The sequence below is a fragment of the Vibrio sp. SSH13-20 genome (assembly GCF_040104475.1).
GTDB classification, from domain to species: domain Bacteria; phylum Pseudomonadota; class Gammaproteobacteria; order Enterobacterales; family Vibrionaceae; genus Vibrio; species Vibrio harveyi.
In genome coordinates this window covers 464,556-485,226 of the sequence record NZ_JBECOU010000005.1, presented here as the reverse complement: position 1 = coordinate 485,226, position 20,671 = coordinate 464,556, and the positions used below count along the sequence as shown (strand labels likewise).

Below are 20,671 nucleotides of genomic sequence, written 5' to 3'. Positions count from 1 at the left end.
CAAAGGTAATCTTGGATGTTAACCGCCCTCGTCATTGATGATGAACAGTTTGCTCGTGAAGAGTTGGCAGAGCTATTGGATGAAACGGGTCAAATTGAGGTGATTGGCGACGCGTCAAACGCCATCATGGGACTGAAGAAAATCAATGAGCTGAAACCAGATGTGGTGTTTCTCGACATCCAAATGCCTCAGGTGACGGGCATTGAGCTGCTGGGAATGTTAGACCCAGAAACTATGCCTTACGTGGTGTTTGTGACGGCTTATGATCAATACGCTATTCAAGCCTTTGAAGACAATGCCTTCGATTATTTACTCAAGCCCGTTGATCCATGTCGTTTGACCAAAACCGTCAAACGCCTTAGCAAGGTGATGAGTCAATCTGCACTCACTCAGCAACTGTCAGCCATCGCACCAGAAAACCTCGACCAAATTCCATGTATTGGGCACAACCGCATAGTGATCATGGCGACGGAGACAGTTGAGTGTGCTTACAGTGATATTAGCGGTGTACATGTGCGCTCCACCAGCCAAACCGCAAGTACTCAATTGACCCTGAAAACCTTGGAAGAGAAAACGCCACTGGTACGTTGTCATCGACAGTATCTCGTAAGTATTAAAGCCATCAGCGAGATTAAGCTATTAGAAAACGGGCTGGCAGAAATCATTACCAAAACAGGCTTTGAGATCCCCGTGAGCCGCCGTTATTTAAAAGTACTCAAAGAGCTACTCGGCATTAGTCATTAGTCATTAGTCATTAGGGTATATACCAAAATAACCCCGAAATGGCTGGGTATAAACCATCACGAGTAGATAGAAACCACACAATCAAAAAAGGCGACCTTCTGGTCGCCTTTTGCATATTTTCATCGCCTTAATCAACTTGCTTGATTTGTAGCTCTTTTGGTACTTCGAAGAACATGTTTTCTTCGCGACCAAGCACTTCATCTACGGCTTGCGCCCCAACCAACTCTTTGATGCGATCTAGGATTTGATTAACCAGCTCTTCAGGCGCAGATGCACCAGCAGTCACACCAACCTTGCCTTTACCTTCAAACCATTCAGGCTTAATGTCTTCAGGACAATCCGTTAGGTATCCTGGCGTACCTAGCTTTTCAGCGAGCTCTTTTAAACGCGTTGAGTTTGATGAATTCTTGGAACCTACAACAACCATCACATCTACGTCAGCAGAAAGCTCACGCACAGCATCTTGACGGTTTTGCGTCGCGTAACAGATGTCATCTTTACGAGGACCTTGAATGTCTGGGAATACGCGGCGTAGCTCTTCAATTACGTCAGCGGTTTCATCAACAGACAGTGTCGTTTGGCTCACGTAGTGTAGATCAGATGGATCCTTTACGATCGCTTTTAGCTTCTCAACATCCGCTGGTGTTTCCACAAGGTACATACCGCCTGTATCACTTGAATACTGACCCATTGTGCCTTCCACCTCTGGATGACCAGCGTGACCGATCAATACCACTTCCATATTGCGACGGCTTGCACGTGCAACTTCCATATGTACTTTGGTTACCAGCGGACAGGTCGCATCAAACACAGTTAAATCACGAGACTTCGCTTCTTGGCGAACCGCTTGAGATACACCATGAGCGGAGAAAATCACAATGTTGTTGTCTGGCACTTCGTGCAGTTCTTCAACGAAGATAGCACCACGCTGTTTTAAACCTTCAACCACAAAGCGGTTGTGCACTACTTCATGTCGAACATAGATAGGTGGCTGATACATCTCTAGCGCACGTTCTACGATGCTAATCGCGCGGTCAACACCAGCACAGAAACCACGTGGGTTAGCTAACAGGATTTTCATTTCATTGCTCATGGAAGTTATCTTTTATTTGGTTCGCTATTCTACTGACAAAATTTCGACTTCGAAAGTCACGTCTTGTCCCGCGAGTGGATGGTTGAAGTCCACTGTTACTGAGTCGCCAGCAATCTCAGTAATGATGCCCGGGATTTCCATACCATCGGGACCACTGAACGCCATAATAGTGCCGACTTCAACTTCCGCTTCGCCCACAAATTTAGTGCGATCCATATGGTGGATATGGTCTGGATTCGGCATGCCAAAAGCGTCAGCCGCTTTTAGTTCAATTGCCTTTTGTTCACCTACTTGCAAGCCTAATAGGCACTGCTCAAAGTTCTCACTTAAGCTGCCGTCGCCCATCACGAACTTAGCAGGCTTGCCCATGTTATGTGTGCTGTCCGCTACAGAGCCATCTTGCATTTTGATGGTGAAATGCAGTGTTACTGCTGAATCTTGATTTATTGTTGTCACGTTACTGCTTCCTTGTTCTTGGGTTTTCCAGCGCTCTATATGATCACTCACCGTGATTACTTTTATTGTACGAAGATACGCGGATTGCGCTCCAACATAATAAAAAGCGTCGTCCGAATCAACGGACGACGCTTAGGGTTATTCGATATATCGCAAAAGATTACTTGTCAGCGTCCTTTTTGCGGAAGCCATCAAGAATGATCATTGCCGCACCAATACAGATAGTTGTATCTGCAAGGTTGAATGCTGGCCAATGGTAGTTACCCCAGAAGAAGTCTAGGTAGTCAACAACAAAGCCATGAACAACACGGTCAAACACGTTGCCCACTGCACCACCAATAATCAGTGCGTAAGCGATGTTGTTCCATTTTTCTTTCGCTGGAAGCTTGCTCATCCAGTAGGTCAAAAGACCTGTAACAACAAACGCGATACCTGTGAACAACCAGCGCTGCCAACCCGCTTGATCGCTCAAGAAGCTGAATGCTGCACCGTAGTTATGAACATAAAGTAGGTTGAAGAATGGCAGCACCTCAATTCGGTTTGCCCATCCGTAGCCCATGTTGTCCATCACCACCAATTTGATGCCAATATCTGCAATAAATACCAGAATTGCTAACCACAGCCAGCGAACTCCAGATTGCTTTAACGTCAGTGCTTTTTCACTCATTACTTTACCTACAAACAGCCCCAGTAAATACTGGGGCTGTTAATTTTAAAAAAAGTTCAGTTGTACTGGGTAATTACGCGAATTTACGTACTTCACCTTCGCCGTCAACGTTAGACACACAACGACCACAGATCTTCTCGTGACCTTCGATTGTGCCTACGTCTGGCGTGTGGTGCCAACAACGGTCACACTTCTCGCCTTCAGCGGCTGCCACTTCAACAAACAAGCCTTCGATATCTGTCGCTTGTGCTGCATCAGTCTTCTCACTTAGAGACTTAACTTTCGCAGCAGAAGTTAGTAGAACAAAGCGCAGTTCATCTTCAAGTTTGTTGATCTTCGCCGCTAGTGCGTCATCAGCAAATAGAGTCACTTCAGCTTGTAGTGCACCACCAATGGTTTTCTCTTTACGCGCATCTTCTAGAAGTTTGTTAACCGCACCACGAACCGCTTGGATCTCAGTCCAGAATTCGTTGTTCAACTCTTCACCTTCAGCAAGACCGAATAAGCCGTCGAACCACTCACCAGTGAATACGAACTTGTCGCGTTGACCTGGCATTTCGTTCCAGATTTCATCTGCTGTGAACGACATGATTGGCGCCATCCAACGAACTAGCGCTTCTACGATGTAGTAAAGTGCTGTCTGACAGCTACGTTGAGCGTTACCGCCACGTTTTGCTGTGTACTGACGGTCTTTAATTACGTCTAGGTAGAAAGAGCCCATTTCGATTGAACAGAATTGCATTAGACGCTGAGTTACACCGTGTGTGTTGTACTCTTCGTATGCTTTAACGATCTCTTCTTGTGCTGCTAGTGCACGACCAACCGCCCAGCGATCTAGCGCAACCATCTCTTCAACAGGAACGATGTCTGTTTCAGGGTTGAATCCGCTTAGGTTAGCAAGGAAGAAACGCGCTGTGTTACGGATACGACGGTAAGCATCTGCGCTGCGTTTTAGGATTTCATCAGAAACCGCAACTTCACCAGTGTAGTCTGTTGAAGCAACCCATAGACGAAGAATGTCAGCACCTAGCTTGTTAGTTACGTCTTTTGGCGCAACCACGTTACCGATAGATTTAGACATCTTACGACCGTGACCATCAACCACGAAACCGTGTGTCAGTACTTGTTTGTAAGGCGCTTCATCTTTCATCGCGATAGATGAAATTAGAGAAGACTGGAACCAACCGCGGTGTTGGTCAGAACCTTCTAGGTATAGGTCTGCACTGTTGCCGTTGTACTCTTCACGAGCATCAACAACAGAGAAGTGAGTCACACCTGAATCGAACCATACGTCTAGCGTATCTAGCACTTTTTCGTATTGGTCAGCGTCAGCACCTAGTAGTTCAGCTGCATCGACATCCCACCATGCTTGGATGCCTTTCTCTTCAACCAGCTTAGCGACTTTCTCGATCAGCTCTAGCGTGTTTGGATGAAGTTCTGCTGTTTCTTTATGAACAAACAGAGCAATTGGCACACCCCAAGTACGTTGACGAGAGATACACCACTCAGGGCGACCTTCGATCATACCTTCGATGCGGCTTTGACCCCACTCAGGCATCCACTCTACGTTCTTGATTGACTCTAGTGCTTTAGCACGTAGGCCAGCTTGGTCCATAGAAACGAACCATTGAGGCGTAGCACGGAAGATGATTGGAGTCTTATGACGCCAACAGTGTGGGTAGCTGTGCTCGTAAGCGTGGTGGTGTAGTAGTGCACCTTTTTCTTTCAGTACTTCTACTACTGCATCGTTCGCTTTAAATACGTGCTGACCAGCAAATAGCTCTGTATCTGGTAGGTAAACGCCGTTTGAACCAACTGGGTTTGCTACTTCTAGGTTGTACTTGTTACCAACCGCGAAGTCTTCTTGACCGTGACCAGGAGCAGTGTGAACAACACCAGTACCTGAATCAGTTGTAACGTGATCACCAAGGATCGCCGGTACTGTGAAATCGTAGAATGGGTGTTGGAACTGAGAAAGCTCTAGATCCGCACCTTTTGCAAAGCCTAGGTTGTGGAAGTGCTCGATACCAGCACGATCCATTACGTCTTTCGCTAGCTCAGCAGCAACGATAATACGCTCAGCGTTGTCGCCTTCTGTTTGGATAAGTACGTATTCTAGATCATCACGTAGACATACTGCGCGGTTTGCAGGCAGCGTCCAAGGCGTTGTTGTCCAGATAACGATAGACACGTCACCTTGACCTTCATGACCTTCTGTCAGTTCAAACTTAGATAGCAGTGCCGCTTCGTCAGCCGCTTTAAAACGAACGTCGATAGATGGCGATACTTTATCTTTGTACTCAACTTCTGCTTCAGCAAGAGCTGAACCACAGTCTGTACACCAGTGAACTGGTTTAAAACCTTTCAGTAGGTGACCTTTGCTTGCGATCTTACCAAGAGCACGAATGATGTTCGCTTCAGTTGCGAAATCCATAGTGCGGTATGGCTTGTCCCACTCACCCATGATACCAAGACGCTTGAAGCTCTCTTTCTGACCTTCAACCTGACCGGCCGCGTACTCACGACATTTCTCGCGGAACTCAGCAGCTGTCACTTTTTGTCCTGGTTTGCCAACTTTCTTCTCTACCATCAATTCGATTGGTAGACCGTGACAGTCCCAGCCTGGGATGTAAGGTGCGTCAAAACCTGAAAGTGTTTTGGATTTAATAATAATGTCTTTAAGAATCTTGTTTAGTGCGTGACCAATGTGAATGTCACCGTTCGCGTAAGGAGGGCCATCGTGCAGTACGAATGACTTTTTGCCTTTCTTAGCTTTACGGATTTCACCGTAAAGATCTTCTTTGTACCAACGCTTAAGCATTTCTGGCTCACGATTGGCCAGGTTGCCGCGCATTGGAAACCCTGTTTCAGGTAAGTTCAGGGTATCTTTATACTCACTCATCGATTCTTAATTCCGTTATATTGGGCGAAAATTAGACATTATGTTGCACGGTGGAATAAACCGCTCAACGCTTAAGCTGACGCAGCCACACCCTTGCTGCTTCAGCATCCAATTCGATTTGTTGTTTAAGTGCTTCAAACGACTCAAACTTTTGCTCATCTCGAAGTTTGTGCAAAAGTTCCACTTCTAGCTGCTTGCCATATAAATTAGCGTGAAAGTCGAATAAGTGTACTTCTAACTGCTGGCGAACACCATTTACTGTTGGTCGTTGACCAATATTAGCGACACCGCCAACTGGCTTATATCCTAAGCCAAGCGCTTGAACAACATAAACTCCGGAAACCGGAGAAACACAGCGTTTCAAAGGAATATTTGCAGTAGGGAACCCAATGGTTCGACCTAGCTTTCTTCCATGAGAAACACGACCGCTGATGCTGTAATCTCTTCCCAGCATCTCTTGCGCGGAATGCAAATCATCACGAGCCAGCGCTTTACGAATAGCCGTGCTACTCACTCGTAATTGCTGTAAACAAAAGCTTTGGGTACTCACGACTTCAAAGCCGTACTTTTTCCCCGCTTCTTGTAACATTGCAAAGTTTCCTGTTCGACCTTTGCCGAAACAGAAATCATCACCAATGACAAGAAACTTAACACCCAATCGACCAACCAACAAGTCACGGATAAACTCTTCCGCCGTTAGGTCAGCAAAATGACGATTGAAGTTAACACACAGCAGACGATCGATGTCGAGCTTACTCAGCTGAACAAACTTATCACGCAGTCGCGTTAACCTCGCAGGTGCCTTATCTCGAGCAAACAGCTCCATCGGCTGAGGTTCAAAGGTCATCACAACCGAAGGTAACGAAAGTTTCTCCGCTTGTTCAGACACTTGCTGCAATACTTGTTGATGACCTCTATGCACGCCATCGAAATTGCCAATAGTCAGCACGCACCCATGATGGTGCGACTTGATATTGTGAATGCCTCTAATCAGTTCCATTGGATACTGCTTTATGCCTCTGTTTTTACTTTGCACTGTGTGAAACTGACGGATTATATACCAATCAACCTTATTCTGTCCCAGCTTTTAGGTCTTTTAAACGTACACCGAGTAAAAACACGACGGCTAGGTAAACACCTGCACCAAGCGCAATCAGCATTCCTAATACGCCACTGCGATGAGCAAAGCTCCAATCTAACCATACCGACATGTCTTCTAGCTGCCACAAAATAGCCGCAACCATCGCAGCTCCCGCGATCATCAAACGTATAATAAAGAGGACTGTACGTTTGGTCACTTGGTACACACCTGCGATATGGAGACCACGGTAGAGTAATGCCATATTTACAAAAGCAGAGAGCGCAGTCGCGATAGCCAGACCAACATAGCCATAGAAATAAGCAAAGATCGCATTGAATACCATGTTAGTTAGCATCGCAATGATGCCGTATTTCACTGGCGTTTTCGTGTCTTGACGAGAGTAGTAACCCGGAGCAAGAACTTTGATCAGCATAAAGTTAAGCAAGCCAGAAGCATACGCTAATAAAGAGAGAGAAGCTTGATGCACATCCTGCGGAGAAAACTCACCACGCATGAACAGCACCATTAACATCGGCTTCGCCAGTACCATTAAACCAAGCATTGCTGGGATTCCCAGTAAGGTCACCATACGAATGCCCCAATCCATGGTGTGTGCAAAGCCTTCACTGTGAGCATCTACGTGCTTACGTGATAACGCTGGGAGAATCACCGTCGCTATCGCAATACCAAACAGGCCTAACGGGAATTCCAACAATCGATCGGAATAGTACAACCAACTGATTGAACCGGTTTGTAGAAAACTGGCAATAAAAGTGTCAAACAGTAGATTGATTTGGCTTACAGACACACCAAATAAAGCAGGAATCATCAAGGTACGGATCTTCACCACCCCCGGATCGCGCCAACCCCATTTTGGCTTGACCATAACTCCCGCTTTAATAAGGAAAGGAATTTGAAATAAGAACTGAACCAACCCACCAAGAAAAACACCAATGGCAAGACCAATCTCAGGTTGTGACATCTGCGGAGAGATAAACCACGCCGCCAAAATGATCATCACATTGAGGAAGACGGGAGTAAAAGAAGAAACCGCAAACTTACCTAGTGTATTGAGAATGGCTCCCGATAAGGCAACAAAAGTGATGAACCATAAATAAGGAAAGGTAATCTTGAGCATTACGCTGGCAAGTTCAAACTTCTCAGCCGCGGGACCACCATGCATCCAGTCTAAAAACCAACCAAAACCAAATAAAGCAGTCACGACGCCAGAGCCAAGAACACCAAGGATGGTAACAATAGAGACAATCACACCCAATGTACCAGCAGCACGAGCAATCAACTCACGAGTTTTGTCCATGTCCCCTTGTGCATGACTTTCAGTTAATACAGGAACGAAAGCTTGAGAAAATGCGCCTTCAGCAAACAAACGGCGTAAGAAATTAGGAATTTTATTGGCAAAGAAGAAGACGTCGGCACTCGCGCCTGCCCCCATCAAGTTTGCTACTACTACATCACGAACTAAACCTAGGACGCGCGAAATTAATGTCATGGCACTGACGATCATGCCAGACTTGAGCAGTCGTTTACTCACTGTAACCTCGGAATATCACCAAAAGATAGCCAACCCTATTCCTCTAAGCCTTTGAAAGCTACAAATGGGCGTTAAAAATATATCCGGTTATTGTTAGATCTAAGCGGATAATTATTAGCAATGGTCTAAAAATGCTGTTAGAATCCCCGCCATCTTAACCGCGATAACCTTTCTTACCAAAACTTGTTTTGGCTTCGATGGGTTTTTGCACAAATCATTTGACATTTAGGCGCAAATGAGGGATAGTCCTCGCCCTTAAATTGTCACAGAACTAAGTTTTTGGGAGTTAGACCCTTGGCAAATAGTAAATCTGCTAAGAAGCGCGCTATCCAAGCTGAGAAACGTCGTCAGCACAATGCTAGCCGTCGCTCAATGATGCGTACTTACATGAAGAAAACTGTTGCTGCTATCGAAGCAGGCGACAAAGAAGCTGCAACTGCTGCATTCGCTGCAGTTACACCTATCCTAGACCGTATGGCGACTAAAGGCCTTATTCACAAGAATAAAGCAGCTCGTCATAAGTCTCGTTTCACTGCACAAATCAAAGCTCTATAATAGAGAATTGATTCTACAGTGAAGAAAAAACCGGCTAACGCCGGTTTTTTTATACCTAAAATTCAGCAAAGCTCGAATTCAAGATAATAAAAAAGCTGGCACTGCCAGCTTTTCTAATTTGTGACCTGTCATCACGCGGTTGCTTCTGCACAATAAAGACCATGAAGTGTTTGAATTAGCGCTTTCACTTCATCGCTCTTCAATGTGTAGTAGACCGTTTGTGCTTCTTTTCTTGTCGCAACTAACTCATCACGACGAAGCCACGCTAAGTGTTGAGACAATGCCGACTGGCTCAACTCTAGTTTTGCGCAAAGTTCCCCGACCGAAAGCTCTTGATTATGCAGCATGCAAAGGATTTGTAGGCGTCTCTCGTTTGCCATCGCCTTGAGCAGCACGACAGCCTTGGCGGAGTTTTTCTCCATTTCTTGTAGATTCATGCGTTGGACCTCTAGCTACAACTTACTTTTCCCAACCCTGGCCAGTTTGTTGTGTGTTACAGAATTTTATAATTTCGAGTTATAATTTTATCGATAGTAATCTATTTAATTGAGCAACGGAACGTGTTCATTCAAACATTTGGCTAAAATCTGCATCACATACGTTCTTAACCGCTGGATGTTGTATCATTCGTTCCGCAAAAATGACGTAGTACTCTTCTTTTAAGTCTTCAACGTGACCAATCAGTTGTAAGTTTCGGTCATCTTCAATCTCCGACATATAAACTGTTGGAGCCAAAAAGATCACATCATCGCGGTAGCGTGCAAAAGCTTTCATGAGTGCCACATCGTCAAACTCACCCAATACATCCGGTTGTAAGCCTTGGCGATCAAACCACTGCAATACTTTACGACCCATTGCCGTTCGACTTGCCGGGATCAACAACTTTTTCTTCTCTAAGACTTCAGGAAAGCTCACTCCTGCGATTTCAGACGAAGCAAAAAAGCTCATACTACTTTCACCCAACTTCTTACTGTACAGACCCGGGCTTTGTGTCGAATCTACTGGGCAATCGGAAAGGATCATATCGAGTTTATGTTGTGACAAGCGCTCCAACAGCAACTCGTGTGTTGATTCATAACAACGTAAATGAATGCTGTTGTCTTCAGGAACTGTCGTCATCAAGACTTTGCTGACAAGACGTTTAGAAAGCGCATCGGCGACGCCGACTTCGAAAAGGATATTAGAGTGTTGGCTATAGTTAACAATATCGAGCATTTCGTAGCTCAAACCAAACATACGGTCGGCATACTTAAAAACTAACTGCCCAAGTTCTGTTGGTTCAACTGTACGTCCATTCCGTTTGGTCAACTTCCCCTTCATACGGTCTTCAAGTGCTTTAATTTGTCCGGTAACCGTTTGAGGCGTCAGGAATAACGCATCTGCTGCTTTTGTTACCGAGCCTTGTTTACACACCATCCAGAAGTAATAAAGGTGGTTGTAGTTTAAATGTGACATAGCCAATCCCTATAAAGAAGATGACACTTTTTATATCAAATGTGACACCGACAAACAATAAGTTCGACAAAACCTACATAAAGCTACAAAACATATGGTTTTACCGAAAATATAAGATTCACACTGTCATAAAACTTGAAGCCAAACGCACTTTTTTGATCTTACCCAGAAATAAAACCGCCGATCTATAAGCAATAAATACCCTTAATAATCAACACCTTAATTTGATGTGAAATTTTCTTCACGGATAACTATCAAAAAGAATAATAAAAATCCTCTATAGAAACCTAACTGTAATATTACTGAAATATTTCATCTCTAACATCGCCCTCAGTTTCAACAACAGACCAAATAAACGAACTGAAAGGTCCACGGAGAAAATTATGATGAACCAAGCTACTTCTACAGCAGCACCAATCTCGAGCACGACTCGCTGGTTACGCTGGGCTAACTTGGCATTCATGTTGTATCTGCTTCTTCTAGCAGTATCTATGGTTGGTAGCGGCTTCAAATGGGCGACTGGCGATCAAGCTAAAGTACTCTTTGAATTTGCGTCTCACCCAGTCGCAGGTCTAATGATCGGTTTGGTGGCTACGGCACTGATCCAATCTTCCAGTACCGTAACTTCTATTATTGTAGGTTTGGTTGCAGGTGGTCTACCTGTAGAAACCGCTATCCCTATGGTAATGGGTGCGAACATCGGTACAACCGTAACAAATACACTGGTTTCGCTTGGTCACGTTCGTTGTAAAGACGAATTCAAACGTGCATTCGCAAGCGCAACAATCCACGATTTCTTCAACTTACTTGCAGTACTGATCTTCCTACCACTGGAAATGATGTTCGGCATCCTAGAGAAAATCTCTCACTGGTTGGTGTCACCATTACTAAACACAGGTGATATGAGTATGAAAGGCTTTGATTTCATCAAGCCAATCACGAAACCAGTAGTAAGTGCAATCAAAGAGCCACTAGCAACATTTGGCGACACTATGGGTGGCGTAGCGCTAATCGCTCTAGGTATCGGTACTATCTTCGTAGCTATCACTGTTATGGGTAAGCTAATGAAGAGCCTAATGGTTGGTCGTGCACGTGACATCCTTAAGAACGCAATCGGTCGTGGTCCTATCCACGGTATCGTATCGGGCTCAGTAGTAACTGTTCTTGTTCAGTCTTCTTCTACGACAACAAGTCTAATGGTTCCACTTGTAGGCTCAGGTGTTCTAAAAGTACGTGACATCTACCCGTTCACTCTTGGTGCAAACATTGGTACATGTATCACGGCTCTACTAGCAGCAACAGCGGTATCTGGCGAGTTCGCAGTATTCGCACTACAAATTGCACTAGTACACCTAACGTTCAACATTCTGGCGACACTGTTCATCTTCGGTATCCCGTTCCTACGTGAGATTCCAGTGAAATGTGCAGAAGTGATTTCAGAAATGGCGATTAAGAACAAAGCAGTTGTAGCAGGTTACCTACTAGCAGTATTCATCGTGCTACCAGGTTCTATCCTTGCTCTGACAGCATAATAATAAAATTACCATCGCTTATTTAGGCTCCACTTCGGTGGAGCCTTTTTTCGTTTTGGGGAAGCAAGAAGCGCTCTCATTTCGTAATCACGCAGTAAACTGTGGTAAAAGAGATTCCCGACGACGCTCCTTCTTCGCTTTCGGAAATGACACCGTTTGATTTCAGAGTGATTGAACGTCATCCTCAAGAGCGCGGCACGAGCGAGTTGGGGATCTTTTATTCCCTCTCACGTCTCGAAACGTAAGCTTTCCTTACGACGAAGTCCGCTCCCGGCTCTCGAAGCGCAGCATTCTATAGGGTGAAGCCCGTTCCCTTCTTTCCCCGCCCTTCAGGCGTAAAAAAGCCGCCATGCAGGCGGCTTAGAAAACTCAACATACTCGTTAAACTGAGAACGGGTACTGAATTGGATCGTGATGCTCGTAACCTTCTACCCAGAAGTCATCTAGGGTTACCCATGTTTCTAAATCTTCTAGCGATTTAATTTCTGGGTTGATGTGGAAAGTTGCGGCTTTTAGTGGCTCACGTTTCAACTGAATGTCACGCATTGGTGCAAGCTGATCTTCGTAGATGTGTGCGTTAACAATCTTGTGGTATGCCTGACCAGGTTTCTTGCCCGTGATTTGCGCCATGATTGCCAAGAACACATACACTTGAACCATATTGAAATTCAGACCTAGCGGGACATCACAAGAGCGTTGCGTGCTGTTTAAGTAGAGCGTGTCACCTAACAGTGAGAAGTGGTGGCTGTACATACATGGACGCAAACAACCCATGTGGAATTCACCCGGGTTGTAGAAGTTTAGGATTTCACCACGGTCATCAACACCACGCGTTAAATCATCCACAATCTTACGCAGTTGGTCGATATGACCGCCATCTGGCTTCGCCCATGAACGACCTTGAACGCCATATACACGTCCCATGTCATCTTCACCTTTGCGGAACGGGTTGTTTAGCCATGCTTCATTTAGGTTTGCGTTCGCATCCCACGTTTTCGTACCTAGCTTACGGAAATCTTCTGCGTTGTCGTAGCCACGAATGTAGCCAAGTAGCTCAGCAACTGCCGCTTTCCAAAAGCTCTTACGTGTCGTAACTAATGGGAATTGGTTGTTGGCAACATCGTAGGTCAAGTCTGCGTTGATCACCGTTAGGCAGCGTTTGCCTGTGCGCTCGTTTTCAACCCAAGTGCCTTGGTCAACGATACGCTGACACAAATCTAAATACTGTTTCACACCAATTCCTTACTTCGTTTCTGCTTGGACTTTGTCTTGGTAAAGACCACGTTTGTACGCCCAAACCATCATAAGAACACCCAGAATGATCATCGGTGACGATAGGATTTGTCCCATCGAAATGTAACCACCAAATAGACCAAGCTGTGCATCCGGTTCGCGAACAAACTCAACTAGGAAACGGAATGTACCATATCCAGCTAAAAATAGCCCTGATACCGCACCTAAAGGACGAGGCTTTTTGATGAACCAGTTGAGAATGAAGAACAGCACAATGCCCTCTAGGAACATCTCATAAAGCTGAGATGGGTGACGAGGCAGTGGGCCACCATTCGGAAAGATGATCGCCCATGGCACATCTGTTACGCGTCCCCAAAGTTCACTGTTCATGAAGTTACCCATACGCCCCATGCCAAGACCAAACGGCACGAGCGGAGCCACAAAGTCAGCCACACCGAAGAAAGTTCGACCATTCTTATGTGCGTACCAGAACATTGCCGTGATAACACCTAACAAACCGCCGTGGAATGACATGCCGCCAGTCCAAACTTTAAATAGGTATAGGGGGTCTGCTAAGAACAAATCAAAGTTGTAGAAGATAACGTAGCCAACTCGACCACCAATCACTACTCCAAGGAAACCAGCGAACAACAAGTCTGAAACTTGTTCACGCGTCCAACCACTACCCGGTTTATCTGCGCGACGATTTGCCAACCATAGTGCGAACATAAAGCCGACTAGGTACATCAAACCGTACCAACGAACAGAAACAGGACCAATAGAGACTAAAACCGGATCAATATTGGGAAATTCTAAGTATCCCTGAGACATAACTCATTCTCTTCTTATTACTAATAAAACAGGTGGACTTTACAGCAGCATGGTCGCTGCAACAAACATCAAGAACACAGCAAAGATCTTTTTTAAGACTGCCGTAGGAAGGTTGGTTGCCATTTTAGCGCCGACTTTCGTCGTGAGCATCGACGTCATCGCAATCGCCGCTAAAGCTGGTAGGTAAACATAGCCAATACTGTAGTCAGGTAACCCCTCAACTTTGTAGCCATGCAAGATAAATCCAATCATACCTGAAATCGCAATGACACAACCGCATACCGATGAGGAGCCAACCGCTTTGCGCATTTCAATGCCATGCTTGTTTAAGAAAGGCACCGACAGAGAACCACCGCCAATACCAGCAAGACTAGAGACTACACCAATTCCCGTTCCGTACATCATAGTGACCGGACTACTCGGCATTGGCTTCTCACTTTTCGTCTTGATGGAGCGAAACATTTGTATTGCTAAGCACAGCACAATCACACCGAAGACTTTCGGTAGGTAATGAGTCGGGATCCATTCCGCGATATTAGCCCCAACAAAACCACCGATAACCACGCCAGGCATCAACCATTTGACGACAAACATATCGACATTCCCAAGCTTCAGGTGGTTCAGTGCAGAAGAACCTGATGTGACAATGATACTCGCCAATGACGTTGCTAATGCCATATGCATGCTCATTTCAGGAGAGATACCAGCAAGAGGAAGAAGGTATAGTAACGCAGGTACGACAATCAGCCCGCCTCCGATACCAAGAAGCCCCGCCATCACGCCTACAAAAGCGCCTAGCGCGAGCAATAATATAAATAAAGAGATGGTCACTGTTACCCTACTTCTTACCTGCACGAATAAAGCCGGCAAAGCCTTGCTGGATAAAGAAATCATGCATCATTTGATGGATTTCTTGCCCGTAAGAGCATGACATGGCTTTCTCGACGAGTTTTTCTAGTTCTTTTTGTTGGCTATGACGAATCAAATACTTCACCTTAGCCACGTTCGAGGTGTTCATGCTCAAACTGTTGTAGCCTAAGCCCAACAGGAGCAGCGCACCAAATGGATCACCTGCTAGCTCACCACAAATACACACAGGTACTTGATACTGGAGGCAAACATCGTGAATTTGTTTTAACGCTAACAACACCGCCGGATGCATGGATTCATAGACATCCGCAACACGGGAATTGTTCCGATCAACTGCCAACAAATATTGCGTTAAGTCGTTAGTACCCACCGAAACAAAGTCAACACGATGAGCAATGGCCGGTAACAAGTACACCATTGATGGGACTTCTATCATCACCCCAACCTTTGGTGCTTGAATTCGCTCATCCAGCAACACGACTTCACTGTACGCTTGATTGATAAGCGTAATCGCGTCATCGAGCTCTTTTATTCCCGAAACCATAGGAAGCAAAATACTTAAGTTGCCGCTTTCAGCACTCGCCCTTAGCATCGCTCTCAGTTGGATCAAAAAGATATCCGGATGATCCAAAGTAAAACGAATACCGCGCCAGCCCAAGAACGGATTATCTTCATCAATCGGCAGATACGGCAATGGCTTATCACCACCGATGTCCAAGGTACGCATCACAACGCGCTGATTCGGATAACTATTAAGAATTGCTTGGTACTGATGATACTGCTCATCTTCAGAGGGAAAGTGATGCTGAAGTAAAAAAGCGATTTCTGTTCGATACAGACCAACGCCATCGACACCTGAGTTGATCGCGATATTGCTATCGGCACTCAACCCCGCGTTAAGCATCACTTCAATGTGGCAATCGTCTTTTGTAATGGCTGGCAGTGCCAAGTCTTTGTTCACCATGGCGAACAGTTCAGACTCTTCACTCACAAGGCTACGATACTCGCGTAGAAGCTGCCTGTTAGGTTCTAAATAGATCTCACCAGTGTAACCATCCACAATCCCCTTCTTGCCATTCACGACACTGGTGTTAATGTTCGCGCCCATGATGGCAGGTACACCCAATGCCCTTGAAAGAATCGCCGCGTGAGAGTTCGCTGCACCTTCCAATGACACGACCGCTAAAAGGTGTTGTTTTGGAATCGACGCTAATAACGTGGCCGTCAGTTCATTGGCAACCAAGATCACCGGACGATCGATCGAGGCATGTTCTTGCTCGCTATTGTGCAAGAAATAGAGCAGGCGTTGTCCTAATTCACGAATATCTTGCGCACGTTCACGCAGGTACACATCCGACATACGTGCAAAGCGGTTCGAATAGGTCTCTACAACTTGTCGCAACGCCCAATCTGCTCGGTCGCCTTTCTCGATCTGCTTCTTCAGATCACCACGCAACATTGGATCGTTAAGTAAGTGGGTAAAAAGGTCGAAGATCGCCAAGGCATCTTTATTGATTTCGCTGTCGAACTTTTTCCGCATACGGCGAAAATCACTCAATGCCCTTTCTACTGCAACCGCTAAAAGTTCATGCTCACGCTCTTTATCTAACGCTGACGCAGGAAACACATCATTTAAGTTTGGTTGTGTATTATCAAACCAGAACTCACCAATCGCTACCCCAGTTGAAGCCGGTAGGCCTTTGATCACCGTAGGTTTGGAAGCAAGTTGCCAATGACCGAGGTTTTGCGCATGGGCAATGAGCACCGCAAGCTGTGCCGATAGGGTAACAAGGAAAGACTCTTCCATCTCACTGAACAAACGCGGTGTTTTCTGCTGGATAACCAACACGCCAAGTACTTGTTTGCGATGAATGATTGGCGTACCAAGGAAGGAGTGGTAAACCTGCTCGCCTAATTGGGGGAAGAATTTGAAATCAGGGTGAGTGGAAGCTTCTGCTAAGTTAAGTGGCTCTGCACTGCGCTTCACCAAACCAACCAAGCCTTCATTGAAGTTGATATGGATGCTATCGCCTTCAAAAATAAGGCCTTGAGTTGCCATTAACTCAAGGCGCTGCATTTCTTCGTTAGCAAGATAGATAGTACAACATTCAGTGCATAGGGCGGCACAAGTCTCTTTTACCAATATATCGAGTGCCAGATGCACATCATCGACTCTGGAGACTTTCTCAACTATTTCCCTTAGCTGACTGAGCATGTTAACCCTCTATCTACGTTGCTTTTTTCTTTTCCCTTTCGTCTTACGCTCTCGAAAAGGCATGGCTAAAGATGCAAACTCTTTCATTGCTCGACGGTATACGTCACGCTTGAAAGAAACAACTTGCCTAACTGGATACCAGTAGCTTACCCAGCGCCAACCATCAAATTCAGGGGATTTCCCGCGCTGCATATTGATGCGAGACTCATCGCACTCTAATCGCAGCAGAAACCATTTCTGTTTTTGGCCGATACAAACAGGCTTGGAGTCCCAACGCACCAATCGCTTTGGTAGCTTATATCTTAACCAATGACGACTTGTAGCGATGATCTTAACGTCTTTTTTCGTCAGACCGACTTCTTCATATAACTCCCTGAACATGGCTTGTTCAGGTGTTTCACCTTCGTCAATCCCACCTTGTGGAAATTGCCATGAGTGTTGCCCGTATCGTTTAGCCCAGAAGACCTGACCATGGTTATTACATATCACAATACCAACATTGAGTCGGTAACCATCGCCATCTATCACTGGCTAACCTCTATGAATAATTTTTTATTACCGTGATTTTTCCACATATCCCCATTACTAGCAAACTTACTGATGTGATATGAGCAAGATTTATTACCTTTCGCCCCGTTTTGGATATCTTTTGAACAGACATTATTTTATCAACACAAGTTTGAGACATAGCCCACATTTATTCACCTTTTCTGTGAATAACTTTGTGAAGAAAACGCTATCAACAAAGAATTTTGTTCAAAACCATTATTGTCGACATTTATAAAGGCTCAACCAAAAATAGATAACTAAATGATTAAAAAGGAATAAAAAGCAATATTGATGATTTATTGATCTTATTTGCCTTGATGATCTTTTCATCAAATACAGATCGGTCAAAGATCGCACAATCGGTTATTTATCCACATTCGACAGGTAGGACTTCATGGCATCTCAATAAAAGCAAGTCTCAATCGCTACCTAAACCCCTGTTTATTCATCCAGCTCAGCTAGAGATCCTATTGGTCACTTCCTAATCTGTGGATAAGTTATGAATTGATCATTCTTAATCCAGCTCGATGAAATCTTAGACAGAGGATTTTATTCAAATTTGTTAGACTAGATGTTTTCCAATACCACCTTGTCATTATGAAACCAGAACCACAATCCGAAGCTGAACTGATGGAACGCGCGCACGACATTGCTGGCTTAAGCTTTGCTGAGCTTGCCGAAGAGGCTGGCATGACCGTTCCAGAGAACTTGAAACGCGACAAAGGTTGGGTTGGTCAATTGCTTGAATGGCATTTGGGTGCGCCTGCGGGTAGTAAGCCGCAACAAGATTTCGCTAAACTTGGGATCGAACTAAAAAGCATTCCGATCAGTTATTCTGGTAAGCCATTAGAAACCACTTTTGTCTCTGTAGCACCATTGACTGGTGTACAAGGCTTAACATGGGAAACCAGTCACGTACGCAACAAACTTTCCCGCGTACTTTGGGTTCCCGTGGAAGGCGAGCGCGAAATTCCTTTAGCAGAGCGACGAGTTGGCAGTCCATTGATTTGGTCACCAGACCAGGAAGAGGAGCTAGTCCTAAAAAACGATTGGGAAGAGCTGATGGAAATGATCGTGTTAGGTAAGTTTGATCAAATTTCCGCCAGACATGGAGAGGCACTGCACTTACGACCGAAAGCTGCAAACGCAAAAGCTTTAACAGAAGCATACAGTTCAAATGGTAAACCGATCAAAACCCTGCCTCGCGGATTCTACCTCAGAACACAGTTTACTGAGCAGCTCCTACTGAAGCACTATATCAACGCTCAATCCGAGTAACTAGGTTCTGTTGGTCTTTTGCGGTTCATTTCTACAGCGTTATCGGCTTCTCATGTAGGCTAGCTACGCTTCAAAGCCTTTGTCTTGTAGAAATTTCCCACAAAGTGCGGCAAAAATCAGCTCAAAAGATCAACAGCCCCTAATGCGTTACCAGTGACAATTCAATATCACAATATGAGGCTGCGCCATCGCTACCAAATTCATCGTACGCGTTGTGCAGTCTTAAATAAGCTTTATCAATCCCCAACCTAAGCAGTTCTTCTTTCACCAAGTCTAACGATCCAAAGTGAATCGGATCTTCGCCATCTTTGATCGGCTCAAGTTGGTGTTTGTACTCCACTGCTAATAGATAGTCAGAGACATCAGAACAACCTATCACAAAGACCTTCGGTGTTTTGTAGGAGTCTTTGTGGTGGCCATGCAACCACATGTCGAGTTGATGCTTCTGCATAATGCACCTCCTTCACAAGATCTTTTAAGTCTAGTTACCGTATTGATAACTTTCGAGTTAACTACAAAGCGAAAGTTAAATCATTTGCGACAGCGACTAAAAATCCCCTATATTGGAATGACTTATTCAGTCGGTAATTCTTCAAGGACGTGAAATGCAATATACAAAACTACCGCACTCATCACTCGAGATCAGTAAGATCTGCCTTGGCACTATGACGTTTGGTGAGCAAAACACCGAACAAGAAGCGTTTCAACAACTCGACTTCGCCCTCGACCGTGGCGTGAACTTTATTGATACTGCAGAGATGTATCCCGTTCCACCAAAAGCAGAAACACAAGGACTCACTGAGCAATATATTGGAAATTGGTTAGCGAAAAGTGGCAAGCGCGAAAAAGTGGTATTGGCAACGAAAGTCGCTGGTCCACGCAACGTGCCTTATATTCGAGAGAACATGAGTCTGAATCGTCGCCATATTCATACCGCTATCGATGACAGTCTCAAGCGTCTACAAACCGATTATGTCGATCTATACCAATTGCACTGGCCACAACGCCAAACCAACTGCTTTGGTCAACTCAACTACCCTTACCCAGATAAGCAAGAAGAAGTCACACTGATCGAAACACTTGAAGCACTGACCGAACTAGTTAAAGCAGGCAAGGTACGTTACATAGGTGTATCGAACGAAACCCCATGGGGTGTGATGTCACTGCTGCGTTTAGCAGAAAAACACGATCTGCCTAGAATAGTTTCAATCCAAAACCCATATAACTTGTTGAACCGCAGCTTTGAAGTTGGTTTGTCTGAAATCAGCCATTATGAAGGTGTTCAGCTACTTGCTTACTCACCTCTAGCCTTTGGTTGTTTAAGCGGTAAATACCTCAACGATGCGAAGCCAGAAGGTGCCCGATGCACTATTTGGGAACGCTTTGCTCGTTACTTCACTCCACAAGGCGTGAAAGCAACAGAAGCATACGTCAATCTAGCTCGTGACCATGGTTTGGATCCTTCGCAAATGGCACTTGCCTTCGTCAATCAGCGACCATTTGTGGGTTCTAATATTATTGGCGCTACTAACCTAGAACAACTTAAATCCAATATCGACAGTATCGATGTTCACCTCAGTGAAGCATTACTCAATGACATCCAAGCGATTGGCACCACTTACTCAAACCCTTGTCCGTAAGACTTCATGTTGACGTGA

19 protein-coding genes are annotated in these 20,671 nt (G+C 45.2%); 5 read left to right on the top strand and 14 right to left on the bottom strand.

Translation table 11 applies throughout. From position 1 onward, the window contains the following. The first annotated feature begins 15 nt into the window (after window positions 1-15). Window positions 16-744, top strand: a complete 729-nt coding sequence (gene btsR / locus ABMY42_RS17340) for a two-component system response regulator BtsR (protein ID WP_005447935.1) — start codon at window positions 16-18, stop codon at window positions 742-744. A 127-nt stretch (window positions 745-871) separates the two neighbouring features. Here the strand turns inward: btsR and ispH are convergent, their stop codons facing one another. The 6 genes from ispH to murJ all read right to left on the bottom strand — a co-directional run bounded on the left by ispH (window position 872) and on the right by murJ (window position 8,495). Continuing rightward, window positions 872-1,837: a 4-hydroxy-3-methylbut-2-enyl diphosphate reductase gene (gene ispH, locus ABMY42_RS17335; RefSeq protein WP_017190109.1), complete on the bottom strand. Its 966-nt coding sequence runs from the start codon at window positions 1,835-1,837 to the stop codon at window positions 872-874. 24 nt (window positions 1,838-1,861) lie between these two features. Then, window positions 1,862-2,293, bottom strand: a complete 432-nt coding sequence (fkpB, locus tag ABMY42_RS17330; protein ID WP_005447933.1) for an FKBP-type peptidyl-prolyl cis-trans isomerase — start codon at window positions 2,291-2,293, stop codon at window positions 1,862-1,864. A 160-nt stretch (window positions 2,294-2,453) separates the two neighbouring features. Continuing rightward, window positions 2,454-2,960, bottom strand: a complete 507-nt coding sequence (lspA, locus tag ABMY42_RS17325) for a signal peptidase II (protein ID WP_005440576.1) — start codon at window positions 2,958-2,960, stop codon at window positions 2,454-2,456. Between the two features lie 73 nt (window positions 2,961-3,033). Then, complete coding sequence (gene ileS / locus ABMY42_RS17320; protein WP_069686828.1) at window positions 3,034-5,862, bottom strand: isoleucine--tRNA ligase; 2,829 nt, start codon at window positions 5,860-5,862, stop codon at window positions 3,034-3,036. Between the two features lie 64 nt (window positions 5,863-5,926). Further along, the gene (gene ribF, locus ABMY42_RS17315) at window positions 5,927-6,862 is read right to left on the bottom strand and encodes a bifunctional riboflavin kinase/FAD synthetase (protein ID WP_349266575.1); all 936 of its coding nucleotides are present in this window, start codon (window positions 6,860-6,862) and stop codon (window positions 5,927-5,929) included. A gap of 70 nt (window positions 6,863-6,932) precedes the next feature. Beyond that, entirely contained in the window at window positions 6,933-8,495 is a 1,563-nt protein-coding gene (gene murJ, locus ABMY42_RS17310) for a murein biosynthesis integral membrane protein MurJ (RefSeq protein ID WP_005447928.1), read from the bottom strand. A gap of 294 nt (window positions 8,496-8,789) precedes the next feature. Between murJ and rpsT the strand changes: the two genes are divergently transcribed. Then, window positions 8,790-9,050: a 30S ribosomal protein S20 gene (gene rpsT / locus ABMY42_RS17305; protein ID WP_005447926.1), complete on the top strand. Its 261-nt coding sequence runs from the start codon at window positions 8,790-8,792 to the stop codon at window positions 9,048-9,050. A 131-nt stretch (window positions 9,051-9,181) separates the two neighbouring features. Here rpsT and ABMY42_RS17300 read toward each other — a convergent pair whose 3' ends face one another. Continuing rightward, entirely contained in the window at window positions 9,182-9,487 is a 306-nt protein-coding gene (locus ABMY42_RS17300; protein WP_005447923.1) for a metalloregulator ArsR/SmtB family transcription factor, read from the bottom strand. Window positions 9,488-9,614: 127 nt separating this feature from the next. Continuing rightward, the gene (gene nhaR / locus ABMY42_RS17295; protein ID WP_005447920.1) at window positions 9,615-10,505 is read right to left on the bottom strand and encodes a transcriptional activator NhaR; all 891 of its coding nucleotides are present in this window, start codon (window positions 10,503-10,505) and stop codon (window positions 9,615-9,617) included. A 383-nt stretch (window positions 10,506-10,888) separates the two neighbouring features. On the opposite strand from nhaR, the gene ABMY42_RS17290 reads away from it, so the two are divergent. After that, a complete protein-coding gene (locus tag ABMY42_RS17290; protein ID WP_005447917.1) occupies window positions 10,889-12,037 on the top strand; it encodes a Na/Pi symporter in 1,149 nt (382 codons plus the stop codon). Between the two features lie 381 nt (window positions 12,038-12,418). Here ABMY42_RS17290 and ABMY42_RS17285 read toward each other — a convergent pair whose 3' ends face one another. From ABMY42_RS17285 to rppH, 5 genes are read right to left on the bottom strand one after another with little or no spacing between them, the layout of a single operon-like run. Further along, a complete protein-coding gene (locus tag ABMY42_RS17285; RefSeq protein WP_005434888.1) occupies window positions 12,419-13,270 on the bottom strand; it encodes a thymidylate synthase in 852 nt (283 codons plus the stop codon). Window positions 13,271-13,279: 9 nt separating this feature from the next. Beyond that, entirely contained in the window at window positions 13,280-14,101 is an 822-nt protein-coding gene (lgt, locus tag ABMY42_RS17280) for a prolipoprotein diacylglyceryl transferase (protein WP_005447915.1), read from the bottom strand. 39 nt (window positions 14,102-14,140) lie between these two features. After that, window positions 14,141-14,932, bottom strand: a complete 792-nt coding sequence (locus tag ABMY42_RS17275; RefSeq protein WP_005447912.1) for a sulfite exporter TauE/SafE family protein — start codon at window positions 14,930-14,932, stop codon at window positions 14,141-14,143. Between the two features lie 7 nt (window positions 14,933-14,939). Further along, window positions 14,940-17,186 (bottom strand): phosphoenolpyruvate--protein phosphotransferase, encoded by a 2,247-nt coding sequence (gene ptsP, locus ABMY42_RS17270; RefSeq protein ID WP_005447910.1) that lies wholly within the window; start codon window positions 17,184-17,186, stop codon window positions 14,940-14,942. A 9-nt stretch (window positions 17,187-17,195) separates the two neighbouring features. Continuing rightward, window positions 17,196-17,714 carry an RNA pyrophosphohydrolase gene (gene rppH, locus ABMY42_RS17265; protein ID WP_005434895.1) on the bottom strand — a complete coding sequence of 173 codons (519 nt, stop codon included), beginning with the start codon at window positions 17,712-17,714 and terminating at the stop codon, window positions 17,196-17,198. Window positions 17,715-18,332: 618 nt separating this feature from the next. Between rppH and mutH the strand changes: the two genes are divergently transcribed. Beyond that, window positions 18,333-19,013, top strand: a complete 681-nt coding sequence (gene mutH / locus ABMY42_RS17260) for a DNA mismatch repair endonuclease MutH (RefSeq protein WP_349266574.1) — start codon at window positions 18,333-18,335, stop codon at window positions 19,011-19,013. A 139-nt stretch (window positions 19,014-19,152) separates the two neighbouring features. On the opposite strand, the gene ABMY42_RS17255 is transcribed toward mutH, so the two are convergent. Continuing rightward, the gene (locus ABMY42_RS17255; RefSeq protein ID WP_005447906.1) at window positions 19,153-19,464 is read right to left on the bottom strand and encodes a DUF6482 family protein; all 312 of its coding nucleotides are present in this window, start codon (window positions 19,462-19,464) and stop codon (window positions 19,153-19,155) included. A gap of 154 nt (window positions 19,465-19,618) precedes the next feature. Between ABMY42_RS17255 and ABMY42_RS17250 the strand changes: the two genes are divergently transcribed. Then, window positions 19,619-20,653 carry an NADP(H)-dependent aldo-keto reductase gene (locus ABMY42_RS17250; protein ID WP_005447904.1) on the top strand — a complete coding sequence of 345 codons (1,035 nt, stop codon included), beginning with the start codon at window positions 19,619-19,621 and terminating at the stop codon, window positions 20,651-20,653. Window positions 20,654-20,671 lie beyond the last annotated feature (18 nt).

Coding starts and splice junctions, on each gene's coding strand:
- btsR (WP_005447935.1), top strand. CDS start 16: ATGTTAACCGCCCTCGTCATTGATGATGAACAGTTTGCTCGTGAAGAG.
- ispH (WP_017190109.1), bottom strand. CDS start 1,837: ATGAGCAATGAAATGAAAATCCTGTTAGCTAACCCACGTGGTTTCTGT.
- lspA (WP_005440576.1), bottom strand. CDS start 2,960: ATGAGTGAAAAAGCACTGACGTTAAAGCAATCTGGAGTTCGCTGGCTG.
- ileS (WP_069686828.1), bottom strand. CDS start 5,862: ATGAGTGAGTATAAAGATACCCTGAACTTACCTGAAACAGGGTTTCCA.
- ribF (WP_349266575.1), bottom strand. CDS start 6,862: ATGGAACTGATTAGAGGCATTCACAATATCAAGTCGCACCATCATGGG.
- ABMY42_RS17300 (WP_005447923.1), bottom strand. CDS start 9,487: ATGAATCTACAAGAAATGGAGAAAAACTCCGCCAAGGCTGTCGTGCTG.
- nhaR (WP_005447920.1), bottom strand. CDS start 10,505: ATGTCACATTTAAACTACAACCACCTTTATTACTTCTGGATGGTGTGT.
- ABMY42_RS17290 (WP_005447917.1), top strand. CDS start 10,889: ATGATGAACCAAGCTACTTCTACAGCAGCACCAATCTCGAGCACGACT.
- lgt (WP_005447915.1), bottom strand. CDS start 14,101: ATGTCTCAGGGATACTTAGAATTTCCCAATATTGATCCGGTTTTAGTC.
- ptsP (WP_005447910.1), bottom strand. CDS start 17,186: ATGCTCAGTCAGCTAAGGGAAATAGTTGAGAAAGTCTCCAGAGTCGAT.
- mutH (WP_349266574.1), top strand. CDS start 18,333: ATGAAACCAGAACCACAATCCGAAGCTGAACTGATGGAACGCGCGCAC.
- ABMY42_RS17255 (WP_005447906.1), bottom strand. CDS start 19,464: ATGCAGAAGCATCAACTCGACATGTGGTTGCATGGCCACCACAAAGAC.
- ABMY42_RS17250 (WP_005447904.1), top strand. CDS start 19,619: ATGCAATATACAAAACTACCGCACTCATCACTCGAGATCAGTAAGATC.